Origin of the sequence: Paraburkholderia sp. PREW-6R (assembly GCF_039621805.1) — a bacterium.
Lineage (GTDB): Bacteria > Pseudomonadota > Gammaproteobacteria > Burkholderiales > Burkholderiaceae > Paraburkholderia.
In genome coordinates this window covers 3,062,895-3,078,336 of sequence record NZ_CP155073.1, presented here as the reverse complement: position 1 = coordinate 3,078,336, position 15,442 = coordinate 3,062,895, and the positions used below count along the sequence as shown (strand labels likewise).

Below are 15,442 nucleotides of genomic sequence, written 5' to 3'. Positions count from 1 at the left end.
TCGCCGGCTTCGCAAATGCTTTCGAACTCTTCTCACGTGTTTCGGGATATTGCAGGGTGTTGCAGGCGTGGCGACGGTGTGAGCTTTAGCCGAGCGTCAGGCCGCCGTCGACGTGAATCACCTGGCCCGTAATGTGGCGCGCTTCGTCCGAGAGGAGAAACGCGATCAGCGCCGCGATGTCCGCAGGTTCGGCGACGTGACCGAGCGGTGTGGCTTCGGCGGCGCGCTGCCAGACGGGCGCGTTCCCGGCACTCGGTCCGCGATCTTTGCGCGTATAGCCGGGCGCCATACAGTTGACGGTAACGCCGTGCGGCGCAAGTTCCGCCGCCGCGGTTTTAGCCAGCGATTCGAGCGCCGCTTTTGCCGCCGCGGTGGCCGCGAAAGGCGCGTTGGCGCGATAGCTGTGCGCGACGAACGAGCTCAGCGCAACCACGCGCCCGCGCTGCGACGCGGTAAGCGCCGGCGCGGCGCGTCTGACCAGCGCCGCGAACGCGGCCGGCATGGCGGCGAACGCGCACTGCAACTGGTCGGCCTCGAGCGATTGCAAGGTTTGCCGCTGCGCGTGGCCCGCATTGGCGACCAACTGATCCAGCGCGCCGAAGCTCGCCAGCGTTTCGCTCACCACCTGTTCCGCCACGTCTCGCTCGGCGAGATCGCCAAATACCGTCGCGCAATGCGCACCGTTGGCGGTGCAGTCCGCGGCGACCTGTGCGACCCGGTCGCGCGACGCTTGATCGGCGCCGCGCGCATGCAGCATCAAAGCCGTGCGGGGCGCGGCGATTCTGCGGGCAAGCGCCGCGCCGATGCCGGAGCCCGCGCCGGTTATCAGCACGGCGCGATCGAACGCGGCGGATCGGTCCGCGCTCATGCGGCGATGGCTTCGCCCGACCGCTCGACGTCGAGCGTTTCCTCGTGATACGCCGCGAGCGATTCGCGATGCGCGACGCTGACAATCGCCGCCTTCGGCAACCGCTCGGTGAAGAGGCGGTAGACGCGCGCTTCGTTTTCCGCGTCGAGCGCGCTGGTGGCTTCGTCGAGGAACAGGTAGTCCGGCTTGTGCAGCAGCACGCGCGCGGCGGCGAGACGCTGCTGTTCACCCGGCGACAGGATGCGGGTCCAGTGTCCCGACTCCTGCAGACGGTCGGCATACTCGGACAGGTGGCAGGTGACGAGCGCTTCCCGGCAGTCATCGTCCGAATAGACGTCAGCCGCCGACGGGTAGGCGAGCGCGGCTTTCAGCGTGCCGATCGGCATGTAGCTCACTTGCGGAATGAACATCATGCGCGCGTTGACCGGCGCGTCGATCGAGCCGTCGCCGAACGGCCAGAGGCCGGCGAGCGCACGCATCAACGTGCTCTTGCCCGAACCCGAAGGGCCGCGCACCAGCCAGCGCGAGCCCGGCTTGATCGCGATATCGCGGATGTGCGACAGCGGGCTGCCGTTCGGCAGCGCCAGCTTGAGGCCTTCGGTGGAGAGCTTGTTGTCGTCGACGAAATGCAGGTTGATGCCGCCGTGCGCAGTGGCCGGCGAAACCGATTCTTTCAGACGCGGCGAATGCACGACACGCTTGAATTCACGCAACCGGTTCACCGTGGCGCGCCATTCGACCAACGTGCCGTAACTGTTGATGAACCACGAGAACGAGTCGCTGACGGTGCCGAACGCGCTGGAAATCTGCATCAGCACGCCGAACGTGAACGCGCCCGCGAAATAGCGCGGCGCGGCGACGACCAGCGGGAAGATGATGGCGATCTGACCATAGAAGCTGAGCACGAAGGTGAGCCGCTTGGTGTACTTCATCACTTGCCACCAGTTGTCGCGGATTCGGCCGAACAGCGTATGCGCGTTCGTCTTCTCCGTTTCCATGCCTTTGTAGAAGGCGACCTGTTCCGCGTTTTCGCGCAGACGGATCAGGCCGAAACGGAAATCCGCCTCCACCTTCTGCGCCTGATAGTTGATCGGCACGAGCGGGTGGCCGACCTTCTGGATAATCAGCGAGCCGACCACCGCGTAAAGTGCCGCCGCCCACACCATGTAGCCGGGAATCTGGAGTGGCATGCCGCCGAGCGAGATGGTCAACGCGCCGGCCAGCGACCACAGGATCGTGATGAACGAAACCAGCGTGACGACGGTGGAAAGCAGGTCGAGCGTCAGCGACAGCGTGCTGGTGGCGAATGACTGGAGGTCGTCGCTGATCCGCTGGTCGGGGTTGTCGGCGAGACGATCGCGCTCGATCCGGTAGAACGCGCTGTCGTGCAGCCACTCGTTCAGATAACGGGTAGTGAGCCATTGACGCCAGCGGAACCCGAGCATCTGACGCAGATAGCGCCCATACACCGCAAGAATGATGAAACCGAACGCGAGCGCCGAAAACACCATCAGCAGGTGCGGGAAATCGTGCACGTTCTTGGTTTGCAGCGCGTTGTAGAAGTCGGCGCTCCAGCGGTTCAGACGCACGTTGATCCACACCACGAGCAGGTTCATCACGATGATCGCGATGAGCAGCGCCCACGCAAATTTCTTTTCTTCGGAGACCCAGTAAGGTTTGATCAGGCTCCAGGCGGAGACTTTTTCGTCGGGCGGCAGCTCGGGGCTGGCAGAGGTATTCGGTGTCATGAGCATCCTGATGAAGTGCTGGAGGTGCTGTCCCAACCTGAGCGGCTCTCATGCGCCGGTTCGGGCTGGGTGTTCCCGCCGGACGCCGCACGTTTCGGGCCGCGTGACGACGGGTTGGCGTTCCTGTCGGGTGTCGCGCTCGACAAACGCGCGTGCGCACGAGCGTCCGATTCTGGCGCGAAGCCCTTAAGCGAAAATTAATTTTCGCTGCTTGCGTATCGGGGCTGCAATTGCGTGCAGTCTTGCCGTAACCCGCGGACGCACGCCGCCGGCGCCGCGCCAGAGCGGCACCTGTCCGAGGCATTGTGCCAGAGCGTTGCGCCCGGCCGTATCGATAAAACAAACAGCGGTGCCAGATCAGGCGCGGTGCTGGCTCGCGCGGCGCTGGTTTGCGGGCGCCACGGCTTTTATGGTCTAATGGGCTTCGACGAAACAGGGGTGCTTCGCCCACAGGCGGCGTGATTTTCATGCCGCGGCGGCGAGGCTGAGAGAGACCCTTTGCACCCGATCCGGGTAATACCGGCGCGGGAAGTTTCCGGAAGCAGCCAGTCTTCCATTCCCCGCCGGGCAGCGTCCGTCATTGGTACGCGCATTTTGCCCGGCTGGCCTTGCCCGCCGGTTTCGTCCTGGGTACGTGCGTTTTTTGGCCGTGCCGAAAAGGACCCGATGACCGCCTATTCTTCAGATATGTGTTTTGCTCCTCGCTGCGCCGCCGTGCTCCGGCCGTGCTGTTGCCGCTTCGTTGCCGACGTGCGCCATGACGTAAGGTGCGCGCGATGAACCGCGTTGCCCAACCCGATTTCGCGGTGCTCGGCGGCGGTTTGTGCGGGCGTCTCGTCGCGTGGCGGCTTGCCGGAGAAGGGCATCGTGTTGCGCTTTACGAGCGCGGCGACGCCGCCGGTTCGCAGGCGGCCGCCTGGGTCGCCGCCGCGATGCTCGCGCCGCTCGCCGAAGCGGCCAGCGCCGAACTTCTGATAACGCGCCTTGGCGCGCGTTCGCTCGAAACGTGGCCGCAGGTGCTTGCCGCACTGCCCGAGCCGGTGTTTTTCCAGCGCAACGGCACACTCGTCGTCTGGCATCATGCCGACCGCACCGAAGCGCCGCTTTTCGAGCGCCGCGTGCGCTCGAACGCGCCGGCCGAACTGCTCGACGGCGGTTTCGTCACGCTGGCGGGGGCACAGCTCGGGGCGGCGGAACCGGCGCTTGCCGGCCGCTTCAACCAGGGCTGGCTGCTGCCGCACGAGGGCCAGCTCGACAACCGGCAGGTACTGTCCGCGCTTGCGGCGGGTCTTGCGCAACGTGGGGTGGAAACACACTGGAACACGCCGGTCGATGACCACGCGCTTCCGGCCGCGCGCATCACGATCGACTGCCGCGGGCTCGGCGCGAAACCCGTGCTGCCCTCGCTGCGCGGTATTCGCGGCGAAGTCGCGCGGGTGCATGCGCCCGGAATCAGGCTGACGCGGCCCGTGCGGCTTCTGCATCCGCGCTATCCGCTCTATATCGCACCGAAGCAGGACGACCTGTACGTGATCGGCGCGACCGAGGTCGAGGGCGAGGACATGTCGCCCGTGAGCGTGCGCTCGGCGCTCGAACTGTTGAGCGCGGCGTTTTCCGTGCACCCCGGTTTCGGCGAGGCGCGCATTCTCGAACTGAATTCGCAGTGCCGTCCGACGTTGCCGGACCACCGTCCGACTTTGCGCTGGGACGGCGCGCAGACCCTGCGCGTAAACGGCCTGTACCGGCACGGCTACATGATCGTGCCCGAAGTCGCCGACGAAGCCGTGCGTTTCGCGTCGGCGCTGCTCGACGGGCGCATCCGCGACGCGAATGCGTTTGCCGACTGGCAGCGCGGCGCGCGCTGGAGCGAACTTTTTCAACTGGATTCCGCATGGGAGCCGGCATAGGCATTGCGCATCCTGTGTGCACGCCGGCGGGCCGCCGTACGTGGGTCATCACCGATTCAACCGCATTCGAACACCATGGACATTCAGATCAATCAGAAGCCGTTGACGCTGCCCGAGGGCGCGACTGTCGCGGATGCGCTGGCCGCATTCGGTGCGCGTCCGCCGTTTGCCGTCGCGCTGAACGGGGATTTCGTGGCGCGCACCCAGCATGCGGCGCGCGCGCTGCGGCCGGGCGACAGGCTCGATGTCGTGCAACCCGTGGCGGGCGGTTGAGCGCCCGCCCGTGCGCAACTTGCCGTTTTGCCGGACTGCCGGTTGCCGGAGATAACAGACTATGCAAATGACTACCCCCCAGAGCGCCGACGCGCTCACGCTGTATGGCCACACGTTCGCGAGCCGCGTGCTGCTCGGCACGTCGCGCTATCCGTCGCTGCAATCGCTGTCCGATTCGATCGACGCAGCGAAGCCCGGTATGGTGACCGTCGCGCTGCGTCGCCAGATGAACGAGGGCGGCGCCGAAGCCGGCTTCTTCAATCTCCTCAAACGTCACGGCGTGCCGCTGCTCCCGAATACCGCAGGGTGCCTCACTGTCGGCGAGGCGGTGACGACCGCGCACATGGCGCGCGAGATTTTCGATACCGAATGGATCAAGCTCGAACTGATCGGCGACGACTACACGTTGCAGCCTGACCCTATCGGGCTGATCGAAGCGGCGGCAAAGTTGATCAAGGACGGTTTCAAGGTGCTGCCGTATTGCACGGAAGATCTGGTGATCGGCCGCCGTCTGCTGGACGCCGGTTGTGAAGCGCTCATGCCGTGGGGCGCGCCGATCGGCACCGGCAAAGGCGTCATCAACCCGTACGGCTTGCGCGTGCTGCGCGAGCGTCTGCCGGACGTGCCGCTGATCGTGGATGCCGGTCTCGGCGTGCCATCGCACGCGGCCCAGGTGATGGAATGGGGCTTCGACGGCGTGCTGTTGAACACGGCCGTTTCGCAGGCCACGCATCCGGACGCGATGGCGCGCGCCTTCGCGCTGGGTGTCGAAGCGGGCCGCCAGGCTTTTCTGGCGGGACCGATGGCCGAGCGCGAAAGCGCCCACGCGAGCACGCCGGTGGTCGGCATGCCTTTCTGGCATCAGGACGGGAGCGCCGCATGACACGAACTCTGGCATTGAAAGACCGCGACCTCTTCTGGCCGCCCGCCGACGAACTGACCGAAGCGGCCGAACGGATTCGCGCGCGTCTTGGCGACTGGCCGCCGACGCACGCGCCGTGGCGCATCTGCCTCACCGCGCCCGAGGCGCCGAACGGCGGTGATCTGATCGTGATCGCGGACGCGCAGCAGCATGGCGAGCAGGTTGCGCGCTGGCTGGTGCGAGGCGCGGGGGTGATCGAGGCCGCGCAGGGCAAGGCCTCGCTTCACCTGGGGGGCGAAAAGTACCGCCTCGAAGGCGAACTCGCGGAAGACTGGATACCGGCGCTCGCCGCATTCCTCGATTGTGGTTTCGACCCGCACGACGCGCTCGTGCTGGCGCTCGCTTGGCGAGACGGCGACGAAACGCGCGCCGTCGACGCCTTCCCGGCGGACCTGTCGCACTTTCCGCGCGTCGCCAGCCTGCCGGATGCACCGTCGCAAGCCTTTGCCCGCTGCCCGGCGCGGCTCGGCTTGTATCCGGTGCTGCCAACGGCGGAGTGGGTGGAACGCGTGGTGGGTTTCGGCGTGAAAACGGTGCAATTGCGCCGTAAGTCGGCCGAACCTGCCGACGAACTGAAGCGTGAAGTCGCGCGGTGCGTGGCAGCGGGACGCAAGCACGACGCACAGGTGTTCATCAACGACCACTGGCAGGCTGCGCTCGATGCGGGCGCCTATGGCGTTCATCTGGGTCAGGAAGACGTGCACACGGCGGATCTGTCGGCGCTTGCCGATGCCGGTGTCCGGCTTGGTCTGTCGACGCACGGTTTCTACGAGATTCTCAAGGCGCTACATTTCCGTCCAAGCTACATTGCACTCGGTGCGGTCTTTCCGACCACGACCAAGGTCATGCCGACTGCGCCGCAAGGACTACGACGTCTGGCACGCTACGTGCGCCTGCTCGACGGCGTCGTTCCTCTGGTGGCGATTGGCGGCATCGATCTGCAAGTGCTTCCGGACGTGCTGGCAACGGGCGTCGGCTGTGCGGCGGTCGTGCGGGCAGTGACGGAAGCGGCCGATCCGGCGGCTGCGGTTTCTGCACTGCAACATGCATTTGCGCAATAATCGTCACACTTGTTCAAGGGACAGGGCACCTCACGGCAACTTTTGCATGATGGCCCTATAATTCGGCCTTCCGTGTAAAAGGACTGTCAGTTTCGTGTCTTCCACCCCCGAGACCTTACTCGAGCTGCGCGACGTCGACTTCGGTTACGGCGACCGGCTCGTCCTGTCGAACCTGAACCTGCGCTTCAAGCGCGGCCAGGTGGTCGCCGTGATGGGCGGTTCGGGCTGCGGCAAGACGACGGTGTTGCGGCTGATCGGCGGTCTCGTGCGCGCACAGCGCGGCCAGATCCTGTTTCAAGGCCAGGATGTCGGTCGGCAAAGCCGCGACGGCCTGTATGCGCTGCGCCGCAAAATGGGCATGCTGTTCCAGTTCGGCGCGTTGTTTACCGACATGTCGGTATTCGAAAACGTCGCGTTTGCATTGCGCGAGCACACTGATCTGCCCGAAGAACTGATCCGCGATCTCGTGTTGATGAAGCTCAACGCGGTCGGCTTGCGGGGTGCGCGCGAGCTGTTGCCGTCGGAGATTTCGGGCGGCATGGCGCGACGTGTTGCGCTGGCACGCGCCATCGCGCTCGACCCTGAACTGATGATGTACGACGAGCCGTTCGCCGGTCTCGATCCCATTTCCCTCGGCATTACCGCCAATCTGATTCGCGCATTGAACCAGGCGCTCGGGGCCACGTCGATTCTCGTTACCCATGACGTGCCGGAGTCGTTCGCCATTGCCGACTACGTGTACTTCCTCGCGAACGGCGGTGTGCATGCCGAGGGCACGCCGGCCGAGCTGCGTGCTTCGTCCGATCCCACGGTGCGGCAGTTCATCGACGGCGCGCCGGATGGTCCTTTCAAATTCCATTACCCGAGCAAGACGCCGCTCGCGGCGGACTTCGGCGTCGGCGGAGGTCAGGCATGATCAGCGCGATCGGTCGCTCTGTTATCGGCGGGCTCGGCACGGCCGGCTACGCTACGCGCTTTTTCATCCGGCTCGTACTCGAATTCTTCCCGCTGCTTCGCCGGCCGCGCCTTGTCACGAAGCAGATCCACTTCGTAGGTAATTATTCGCTGGTGATCATTGCCGTGTCGGGCCTGTTCGTCGGCTTCGTGCTGGGTCTGCAGGGTTATTACACGCTGAATCGATATGGTTCCGAGCAGGCGTTGGGCTTACTGGTGGCGTTGTCGCTCGTGAGGGAGCTCGGCCCGGTGGTCACCGCGCTCTTGTTCGCCGGCCGTGCGGGCACGTCGCTCACCGCTGAAATCGGCTTGATGAAGGCGGGGGAGCAACTGACGGCCATGGAAATGATGGCGGTCGACCCCGTCAAGATCGTGGTGGCGCCGCGCCTGTGGGCCGGCATCATCTCCATGCCGATTCTTGCCGCGATCTTCAGCGCGGTCGGCGTGTTCGGCGGTTATGTGGTGGGCGTGCTGCTGATCGGCGTCGATGCCGGCGCATTCTGGTCGCAAATGCAAGGCGGCGTGGATGTGTGGCGCGACGTCGGCGCCGGCGTCATCAAGAGTTTGGTGTTCGGCCTCGCGGTGACGTTCGTGGCGCTGTTTCAGGGCTATGAAGCCAAGCCGACGCCGGAAGGCGTGTCGCGCGCCACGACCAAAACCGTCGTGTACGCGTCGCTTGCGGTGCTCGGCCTCGATTTTCTGCTGACTGCACTGATGTTCAGTTAGGACTGCGCGGCCCGTTTTCTGTGCCGGCGCGGTTCTGGATTGCGCGCGGTGGGAAACGTCGGCGGCGTGGCGGATTCACTTTGGGAAGACAATGAAAAAGACTGCTCTCGACTTCTGGGTCGGCCTGTTCGTGGTGCTGGGTTTCGTGGCGTTGCTGTTTCTTGCGCTGAAGGCCGGCAACATGAGCTCGTTGTCGTTTCAGGCAACGTACCCGGTCAAACTCAAGTTCGACAATATCGGCGGCCTCAAGGCCCGGGCACCCGTGAAAAGCGCGGGCGTGACGGTGGGCCGCGTCGGCACGATCGGTTTCGACAGCAACTCGTATCAGGCTGTCGTCACCATTGATATCGACAAGCAATATCAGTTTCCGAAAGACAGCTCGGCAAAGATTCTGACTTCCGGCCTGCTCGGCGAGCAATACATCGGGCTCGAGCCGGGCGGCGACTCGGAGATGCTGAAGGCGGGCGACACGATCTCCATGACGCAGTCGGCCATTGTGCTGGAAAATTTGATCGGTCAGTTCCTGTACAGCAAGGCCGCGGATTCTGGCGCGTCCAAGCCAGGCTCGGCTTCGCCCGCGCCCGCTACGCCGCCCGCGGTGGCACCCACGGTACCGGCCTCGCCCGCCTCCGGCGCGGCGAGCCAATAAGGAGAATAACAATGCAGACCTCACGCATCAGGGGCGCGGCCGCCTTCCAGTCCGCCAGGCTGGCTGTCGCCGTGGCCGCGTTGGTCGTGTCAGCCGGCTGTTCGACGGTGCAGACGCCGACCAAAGGCGATCCGCTCGAAGGCCTGAACCGCACCATCTTCACGGTCAACGACAAGATCGACCAGTACGCGCTGAAGCCGGTCGCCAAGGGCTATGTGGCGGTCACGCCGCAGCCGGTGCGCGACAGCGTGACGAACTTCTTCTCGAATATCGGCGACGTCTACATTGCGGCAAACAACCTGCTGCAGCTGAAGATCACCGACGGCGTGGAAGACATCATGCGGATCGTGATCAACACGGTGTTCGGTGTCGGCGGTCTGTTCGACGTGGCCACGCTCGCCAAGCTGCCCAAGCACGACAACGACCTCGGCCTGACGCTCGGCCATTACGGCGTGCCGGCGGGCCCGTATCTCGTGCTGCCGCTGTTCGGGCCGAGCACGGTGCGCGACGCGGTCGGTTCGGTTGGCAACTACTACATCAACCCACTGAGCTATGTCGACCCGGCGGGGTTGAGCTGGGGCTTGTACGGTCTGAACGTAATCAACACGCGCGCGAATCTGCTGAACGCCAGCGATGTGCTGGAAGGCGCGGCGCTCGACAAATACTCGTTCGTGCGTAATGCGTATCTGCAACGCCGCCAGTACCTTCTGTCGGACGGCAAGCAGTCGGCGTCTCTGCCGAACTATGGCGGGGACGAGGCACCGCTGCCCAAGTACGACGACGTCGACAGCGGCGCGGCAGCCGCGCCCGCAGCAGGCGTCACAGGCACGGCCGGCACGGCAGCGGGCACGCAAGGTGCTGCCGCGAAAGCGGCGCCTGCGTCGGGCGCCACGGCCGCCACGCCGCCGCAGGGTGGCTCGTCGGCGGCGGCCAATCCGACCGCGGCGGCACCTGAGGCGGCGTCGGGCACGGCGGAGTCGCCGCCGCTCGATCTGAATGGCGGTCCTGAAACCACGCAGATTCCGGCGGGACAACTCGTGCCGCCCACGCGTTTTAACTTCCCTTCATTCAGACTGCGCTGAATGGGCGGAGTCATGCTGCCGTAACAGATCGATACGACTCTCGCAGTTTGCGCGTGGATTGCCGCTGAACTCGCGTGCTAATGTCGGCTCAAACGGTTGCACTATTTTTAAGGCAAGGCTCGAAATGAAAAAATTCTTCCTGATTCCGCTGTTCGCCGCATTTTTCTCGTTGATGAGTGCCGGCGCGTCAGCACAAGCGGTGGACACCAATTCGCCGGACGGCATGATCAAGACGGTCACCCAGCAGGTGATCGACGCTGTGCGTTCCGACAAGTCGATCCAGCAGGGCGACATCTCGCACATCACGCGTCTCGTCAACGAGAAGATCCTGCCGTACACGGACTTCCGTCGCACCACGCAGCTGGCGATGGGCCGCAACTGGCGCAACGCAACGCCGGAGCAGCAGAACCAGGTGGTCGAGCAGTTCAAGATGCTGCTCATTCGCACGTATTCGGGCGCGCTTGCGCAGGTGCGCGACCAGCAGATCCAGTACAAGCCGTTCCGCATGAACCCCGACGACACCGACACGGTGGTTCGCTCGGTCGTGATGAACAACGGCTCGCCGATCGAGCTGGACTACCGCCTGTACAAGACGCCGCAAGGCTGGCGTGTGTATGACATCAACGTGCTCGGCGCGTGGCTGATCCAGGCATACCAGCAACAGTTCAACGAACAGATCCAGCAGAAGGGCGTTGAAGGCCTGATCCAGTTCCTCACGCAGCGCAACCAGCAACTCGCCGCGGGCAAGCAGTCGTGAGCGAGGTGCTGAGCCCGGTCGCGAGCCGTTTCGAATGCGCCGCGACATTGACTCACGAGAGCGCGAAGACCGCGCTCCTGGCGGGTCTTCAGCGTATTGCGGCAGGCGCGAACGGCGTAGATTGCTCGCCGCTCAGGCAATTCGATTCGTCCGCGCTGGCCGTGTTGCTCGCATGGGAGCGTGCCGCCCAGGCACGTGGCACCCACTTCGAGATCGTCAATCTGCCGGCTGGCCTCGCCAGTCTCGCGCATGCTTACGGCGTCGACACGCTGATCGCCACGCGACATTGACGCTCTGACGCGTCAACTTCAAACTCCCCTCCTCGCGAGATAGGGCCACCGTTTTTTGCCCTATAATCAAACGTTTTTTGGGGCGCCTTACCGGCCCCAATTTCGTTCCTCCCAGCATTTGTGCGCCCTCTTCGGGCTACTTTAGGCGCTGCGTTGCACGCGGCCCCCAGTCATGTCAGCCATAGAAATTCGTAACGTCAAGAAGCGCTATAAGGATTTGCAGGCGCTCAAGGGCGTCAGCCTTACGGTGGAAGAAGGCGAGTTCTTCGGACTACTCGGTCCGAACGGCGCGGGCAAGACGACGCTCATCAGCATACTCGCCGGTCTCGCGCGCGCCGACGAAGGCAGCATCGCGGTCCGCGGCCACGACGTGGTGAGCGACTTCCGCGACGCCCGCCGCGCGCTCGGTGTCGTGCCGCAAGAGCTCGTGTTCGATCCGTTCTTCACCGTGCGCGAGACTTTGCGCATCCAGTCCGGCTACTACGGTTTGCGCAACAACGACGCGTGGATCGACGAGATCATGGCCAACCTCGACCTCACCGACAAAGCCGACGCGAACATGCGCGCGCTGTCGGGCGGCATGAAGCGGCGCGTGCTGGTTGCGCAGGCACTGGTGCACCGGCCGCCGGTGATCGTGCTGGACGAGCCCACGGCCGGAGTGGACGTCGAACTGCGCCAAACGCTGTGGAAGTTCATTTCGCGACTTAATCGCGAAGGTCACACGATCGTGCTGACCACCCACTATCTTGAAGAAGCGGAGTCGCTGTGCGATCGCATCGCCATGTTGCGGCGCGGTGAGGTCGTGGCGCTCGAACGCACCAGCGCGTTGCTGCAACGCTTCGCCGGCATGCAACTGTTCGTGCGTTTCGCGCGAGGCACGCTGCCGGCCGAACTGCGCATGCTCGAAGCCGAGGGCGGCGCGGGCAACGGCAACGGCCGTCAGCATCTGCTACGTCTGGCGAGTTATGACGACGTGGAGCCGATTCTGGCCAAGTGTCGCGCGGCGGGTTGCACATTCGAAGAAATCGAGGTCCGCAAAGCCGATCTCGAAGACGTTTTCGTTCAGGTGATGAACGGTCCGGAAGTGATCGAGGGGCTTGCATGAGCGGTTTCCGCACGCTGTTTTACAAGGAACTTCTGCGGTTCTGGAAGGTGGCGTTTCAGACCGTGCTGGCGCCGGTCATTACCGCGCTGCTGTATCTGACGATTTTCGGCCATGCCTTACGCGGTCACGTGCAGGTCTATCCTGGCGTCGAATACACGAGTTTCCTGATTCCGGGTCTCGTGATGATGAGCGTGTTGCAGAATGCGTTTGCCAATAGTTCGTCGTCGCTGATCCAGTCGAAGATCACCGGCAATCTGGTGTTCGTGCTGTTGCCGCCGCTGTCGCACTACGAAATGTTCGGTGCTTACGTGCTCGCCGCGGTGGTGCGTGGGCTCGCCGTAGGTTTCGGCGTGTTCATCGTGACGATCTGGTTCGTGCCAGTCAGCTTCACCGCCCCGCTGTTCATCATTCTGTTCGCGATTTTCGGCGCGGCGATTCTGGGCACGCTGGGCCTGATCGCAGGCATCTGGGCTGACAAGTTCGATCAGCTGGCCGCGTTCCAGAATTTTCTGATCATGCCGCTCACCTTCCTCTCGGGCGTGTTCTACTCCACGCACACGCTGCCGCCGGTGTGGCGTGAAGTGTCGCGGCTCAATCCGTTTTTCTACATGATCGACGGCTTTCGCTTTGGCTTCTTCGGGATGTCGGATATCAATCCGCTCGTGAGCCTCGCGATCGTCGCCGGTTTCTTCGTGGTGCTGGCCGTGATCGCGATGCGCATGCTCGCCGCCGGCTACAAACTGCGCCACTGACGAGGAGCTTCTCTCATGTTGCCCACTCCCGAACAGGTCAAGCAATACATTGCCGCCGGACTCGCCTGCGAACATCTCGAAGTCGAAGGCGACGGTCAGCATTTCTTTGCGACGATCGTCTCGCCAAGCTTCGAAGGCAAGCGTCTGATCGCCCGCCATCAACTCGTGTACGCGGCGCTCGGCGACCGCATGCGCGAAGAAATTCACGCGCTCAGCATGAAGACGCTGACGCCCGCCGAATGGCAGACCGCGTAACTCTGGAAATTTAGTGCGAATCACTCAAGAAGGGCGTGACGCTGGCAGCGGCGCGTCGAACACAGACAAAGCTGGCCCGGCTGCAGTCCGGGAACATCAGGAACTGACAGGTATGGATAAACTCGTCATTGAAGGTGGTCACCCGCTGTCGGGCGAAGTCGTCGTCTCGGGTGCGAAGAACGCGGCGTTACCGATCCTGTGCGCGGCCCTGCTGAGCGCGGAGCCGGTGCATCTGGAAAACGTGCCCGACCTGCAGGACGTGCGCACCATGCTCAAGCTGCTCGGCCAGATGGGTGTGCGGATCGAGAGCGGCGAGGGCCGCGTGTCGCTCGACGCGTCGAAGGTCGATAATCTCGTCGCGCCGTACGAAATGGTGAAGACCATGCGTGCGTCGATCCTCGTGCTCGGCCCGCTCGTCGCACGCTTCGGTCATGCGCGCGTGTCGCTGCCCGGCGGCTGCGCGATCGGCGCGCGCCCGGTGGATCAGCACATCAAGGGTTTGCAGGCGATGGGCGCCGAAATCACGATCGAGCACGGCTTCATCGAAGCGCGCGCCACGCGTCTGAAAGGCGCGCGTATCGTCACGGACATGATCACGGTGACCGGCACCGAAAACCTGCTGATGGCGGCCGTGCTCGCCGAGGGCGAAACGGTCATCGAAAACGCGGCGCGTGAGCCGGAGGTCGGCGACCTCGCGCATCTGCTGGTTGCGATGGGCGCGAAGATCGACGGCATTGGCACCGATCGTCTCGTAATCCAGGGCGTCGACAAACTGCATGGCGCAAAACACACGGTCATTCCCGACCGCATCGAGGCCGGCACGTTCCTGTGTGCCGTGGCGGCCGCCGGCGGCGACGTCACGTTGCGCGCGGTGCGTCCGTTGATTCTTGAGGCCGTCACCGAAAAGCTGCGCGAAGCCGGCGTGACGATCGAAGAAGGCGATGACTGGATGCGCGTGAGCATGAATAAGCGTCCGGGCGCCGTCACGTTCCGCACCTCTGAATATCCGGCGTTTCCGACCGACATGCAGGCGCAGTTCATGGCGCTGAACGCGCTGGCCGACGGCACCTCGCAGGTCGTCGAGACGATTTTCGAAAATCGCTTCATGCACGTGCAGGAATTGAACCGGCTCGGCGCCAATATCACGATCGACGGCAACACGGCGCTCGTGACCGGCGTCGAAAAGCTGTCCGGCGCGAAGGTGATGGCAACGGACCTGCGCGCGTCTGCGAGTCTCGTGATCGCCGCGTTGCGCGCTGAAGGCGAAACGCTGATCGACCGCATCTATCACCTGGATCGCGGCTACGACAAGATGGAAACCAAGCTGACTGCGATCGGCGCGAAAGTGCGCCGTGTGTCGGGCGCTCAGGCAGAGGGCCAGGCATGAGTTCGGTGCCGCAAACGTCGACTTCGCCGGCCGTGAGCGCGCCGCTTACGCTGGCTTTGTCGAAAGGGCGTATCTTCGAGGAAACGCTGCCGTTGCTCGCTGCAGCAGGCATTGAAGTGGCCGAAGATCCCGAAACCTCGCGCAAGCTGATCCTGCCGACCACCGACGCCAACCTGCGCGTGATCATTGTTCGCGCAACGGACGTCCCCACGTACGTCGAATACGGCGCGGCCGATTTCGGCGTGGCGGGCAAAGACGTACTGCTGGAGCACGGCGGCAGCGGGCTGTACCAGCCTGTCGATCTGGATATTGCGCGCTGCCGCATGTCGGTCGCGGTGGCGGCGGGTTTCGATTATGCGAACGCCGTGCGCCAGGGCGCCCGCTTACGCGTGGCGACCAAGTACGTGGAGACCGCGCGCGAGCACTTTGCGGCGAAGGGTGTCCACGTCGACCTGATCAAGCTGTACGGGTCGATGGAACTGGCGCCGCTCGTCGGCCTGGCCGATGCGATCGTCGATCTGGTCAGCTCGGGCAATACCTTGCGCGCCAACAATCTCGTCGAGGTGGAGGAGATCATGCAGATTTCGTCGCGCCTCGTGGTGAACCAGGCGGCGCTCAAACTCAAGCGCGCCGCGCTGCGGCCGATCCTCGATGCGTTCGAACGCGCATCGAAAGCAGGCGCCGCGGCGGCCTGATAGAGTGAGTG

17 protein-coding genes and 1 riboswitch are annotated in these 15,442 nt (G+C 64.1%); of the genes, 15 read left to right on the top strand and 2 right to left on the bottom strand.

Features of this window, described 5'->3' with window-relative positions:
- Positions 1–85 precede the first annotated feature (85 nt).
- Entirely contained in the window at positions 86–868 is a 783-nt protein-coding gene (locus tag AAGS40_RS13555) for an SDR family oxidoreductase (protein WP_345811979.1), read from the bottom strand.
- Positions 865–2,616 (bottom strand): ABC transporter ATP-binding protein/permease, encoded by a 1,752-nt coding sequence (locus AAGS40_RS13550; RefSeq protein WP_345811977.1) that lies wholly within the window; start codon positions 2,614–2,616, stop codon positions 865–867. The genes AAGS40_RS13555 and AAGS40_RS13550 overlap by 4 nt, the downstream gene beginning before the upstream one ends.
- A 424-nt stretch (positions 2,617–3,040) precedes the next feature.
- A riboswitch (TPP riboswitch) is annotated at positions 3,041–3,164 on the top strand.
- Positions 3,165–3,392: 228 nt separating this feature from the next.
- Here AAGS40_RS13550 and AAGS40_RS13545 point away from each other — a divergent pair.
- From AAGS40_RS13545 to hisG, 15 genes are all read left to right on the top strand, one after another.
- The gene (locus tag AAGS40_RS13545) at positions 3,393–4,523 is read left to right on the top strand and encodes an FAD-dependent oxidoreductase (protein WP_345811976.1); all 1,131 of its coding nucleotides are present in this window, start codon (positions 3,393–3,395) and stop codon (positions 4,521–4,523) included.
- A 75-nt stretch (positions 4,524–4,598) separates the two neighbouring features.
- Positions 4,599–4,796 (top strand): sulfur carrier protein ThiS, encoded by a 198-nt coding sequence (gene thiS / locus AAGS40_RS13540; RefSeq protein WP_345811974.1) that lies wholly within the window; start codon positions 4,599–4,601, stop codon positions 4,794–4,796.
- A 67-nt stretch (positions 4,797–4,863) separates the two neighbouring features.
- Positions 4,864–5,679, top strand: a complete 816-nt coding sequence (locus AAGS40_RS13535; protein WP_345811973.1) for a thiazole synthase — start codon at positions 4,864–4,866, stop codon at positions 5,677–5,679.
- Positions 5,676–6,779, top strand: coding sequence for a thiamine phosphate synthase (thiE, locus tag AAGS40_RS13530; protein ID WP_345811972.1), 1,104 nt, complete (start codon positions 5,676–5,678; stop codon positions 6,777–6,779). The genes AAGS40_RS13535 and thiE overlap by 4 nt, the downstream gene beginning before the upstream one ends.
- A 94-nt stretch (positions 6,780–6,873) precedes the next feature.
- Entirely contained in the window at positions 6,874–7,695 is an 822-nt protein-coding gene (locus tag AAGS40_RS13525; RefSeq protein WP_345811971.1) for an ABC transporter ATP-binding protein, read from the top strand.
- Positions 7,692–8,459, top strand: coding sequence for a lipid asymmetry maintenance ABC transporter permease subunit MlaE (gene mlaE / locus AAGS40_RS13520; RefSeq protein WP_345811970.1), 768 nt, complete (start codon positions 7,692–7,694; stop codon positions 8,457–8,459). Before AAGS40_RS13525 ends, mlaE begins: the two co-directional genes overlap by 4 nt.
- Positions 8,460–8,550: 91 nt before the next feature.
- Complete coding sequence (mlaD, locus tag AAGS40_RS13515) at positions 8,551–9,108, top strand: outer membrane lipid asymmetry maintenance protein MlaD (RefSeq protein ID WP_345811969.1); 558 nt, start codon at positions 8,551–8,553, stop codon at positions 9,106–9,108.
- Positions 9,109–9,119: 11 nt separating this feature from the next.
- The gene (locus tag AAGS40_RS13510) at positions 9,120–10,190 is read left to right on the top strand and encodes a VacJ family lipoprotein (RefSeq protein WP_345811968.1); all 1,071 of its coding nucleotides are present in this window, start codon (positions 9,120–9,122) and stop codon (positions 10,188–10,190) included.
- Positions 10,191–10,314: 124 nt separating this feature from the next.
- Positions 10,315–10,947, top strand: a complete 633-nt coding sequence (locus tag AAGS40_RS13505; RefSeq protein ID WP_345811967.1) for an ABC transporter substrate-binding protein — start codon at positions 10,315–10,317, stop codon at positions 10,945–10,947.
- The gene (locus AAGS40_RS13500; RefSeq protein ID WP_345811965.1) at positions 10,944–11,237 is read left to right on the top strand and encodes an STAS domain-containing protein; all 294 of its coding nucleotides are present in this window, start codon (positions 10,944–10,946) and stop codon (positions 11,235–11,237) included. The genes AAGS40_RS13505 and AAGS40_RS13500 overlap by 4 nt, the downstream gene beginning before the upstream one ends.
- Before the next feature lie 172 nt (positions 11,238–11,409).
- A complete protein-coding gene (locus AAGS40_RS13495; protein WP_345811963.1) occupies positions 11,410–12,342 on the top strand; it encodes an ABC transporter ATP-binding protein in 933 nt (310 codons plus the stop codon).
- Positions 12,339–13,094 (top strand): ABC transporter permease, encoded by a 756-nt coding sequence (locus AAGS40_RS13490; RefSeq protein ID WP_345811961.1) that lies wholly within the window; start codon positions 12,339–12,341, stop codon positions 13,092–13,094. Before AAGS40_RS13495 ends, AAGS40_RS13490 begins: the two co-directional genes overlap by 4 nt.
- 15 nt (positions 13,095–13,109) lie before the next feature.
- The gene (locus tag AAGS40_RS13485; RefSeq protein ID WP_345811960.1) at positions 13,110–13,349 is read left to right on the top strand and encodes a BolA family protein; all 240 of its coding nucleotides are present in this window, start codon (positions 13,110–13,112) and stop codon (positions 13,347–13,349) included.
- A 13-nt stretch (positions 13,350–13,362) separates the two neighbouring features.
- Positions 13,363–14,736 (top strand): UDP-N-acetylglucosamine 1-carboxyvinyltransferase, encoded by a 1,374-nt coding sequence (murA, locus tag AAGS40_RS13480; RefSeq protein WP_345811958.1) that lies wholly within the window; start codon positions 13,363–13,365, stop codon positions 14,734–14,736.
- Positions 14,733–15,431, top strand: a complete 699-nt coding sequence (gene hisG / locus AAGS40_RS13475) for an ATP phosphoribosyltransferase (RefSeq protein ID WP_345811956.1) — start codon at positions 14,733–14,735, stop codon at positions 15,429–15,431. The genes murA and hisG overlap by 4 nt, the downstream gene beginning before the upstream one ends.
- Positions 15,432–15,442: the final 11 nt, after the last annotated feature.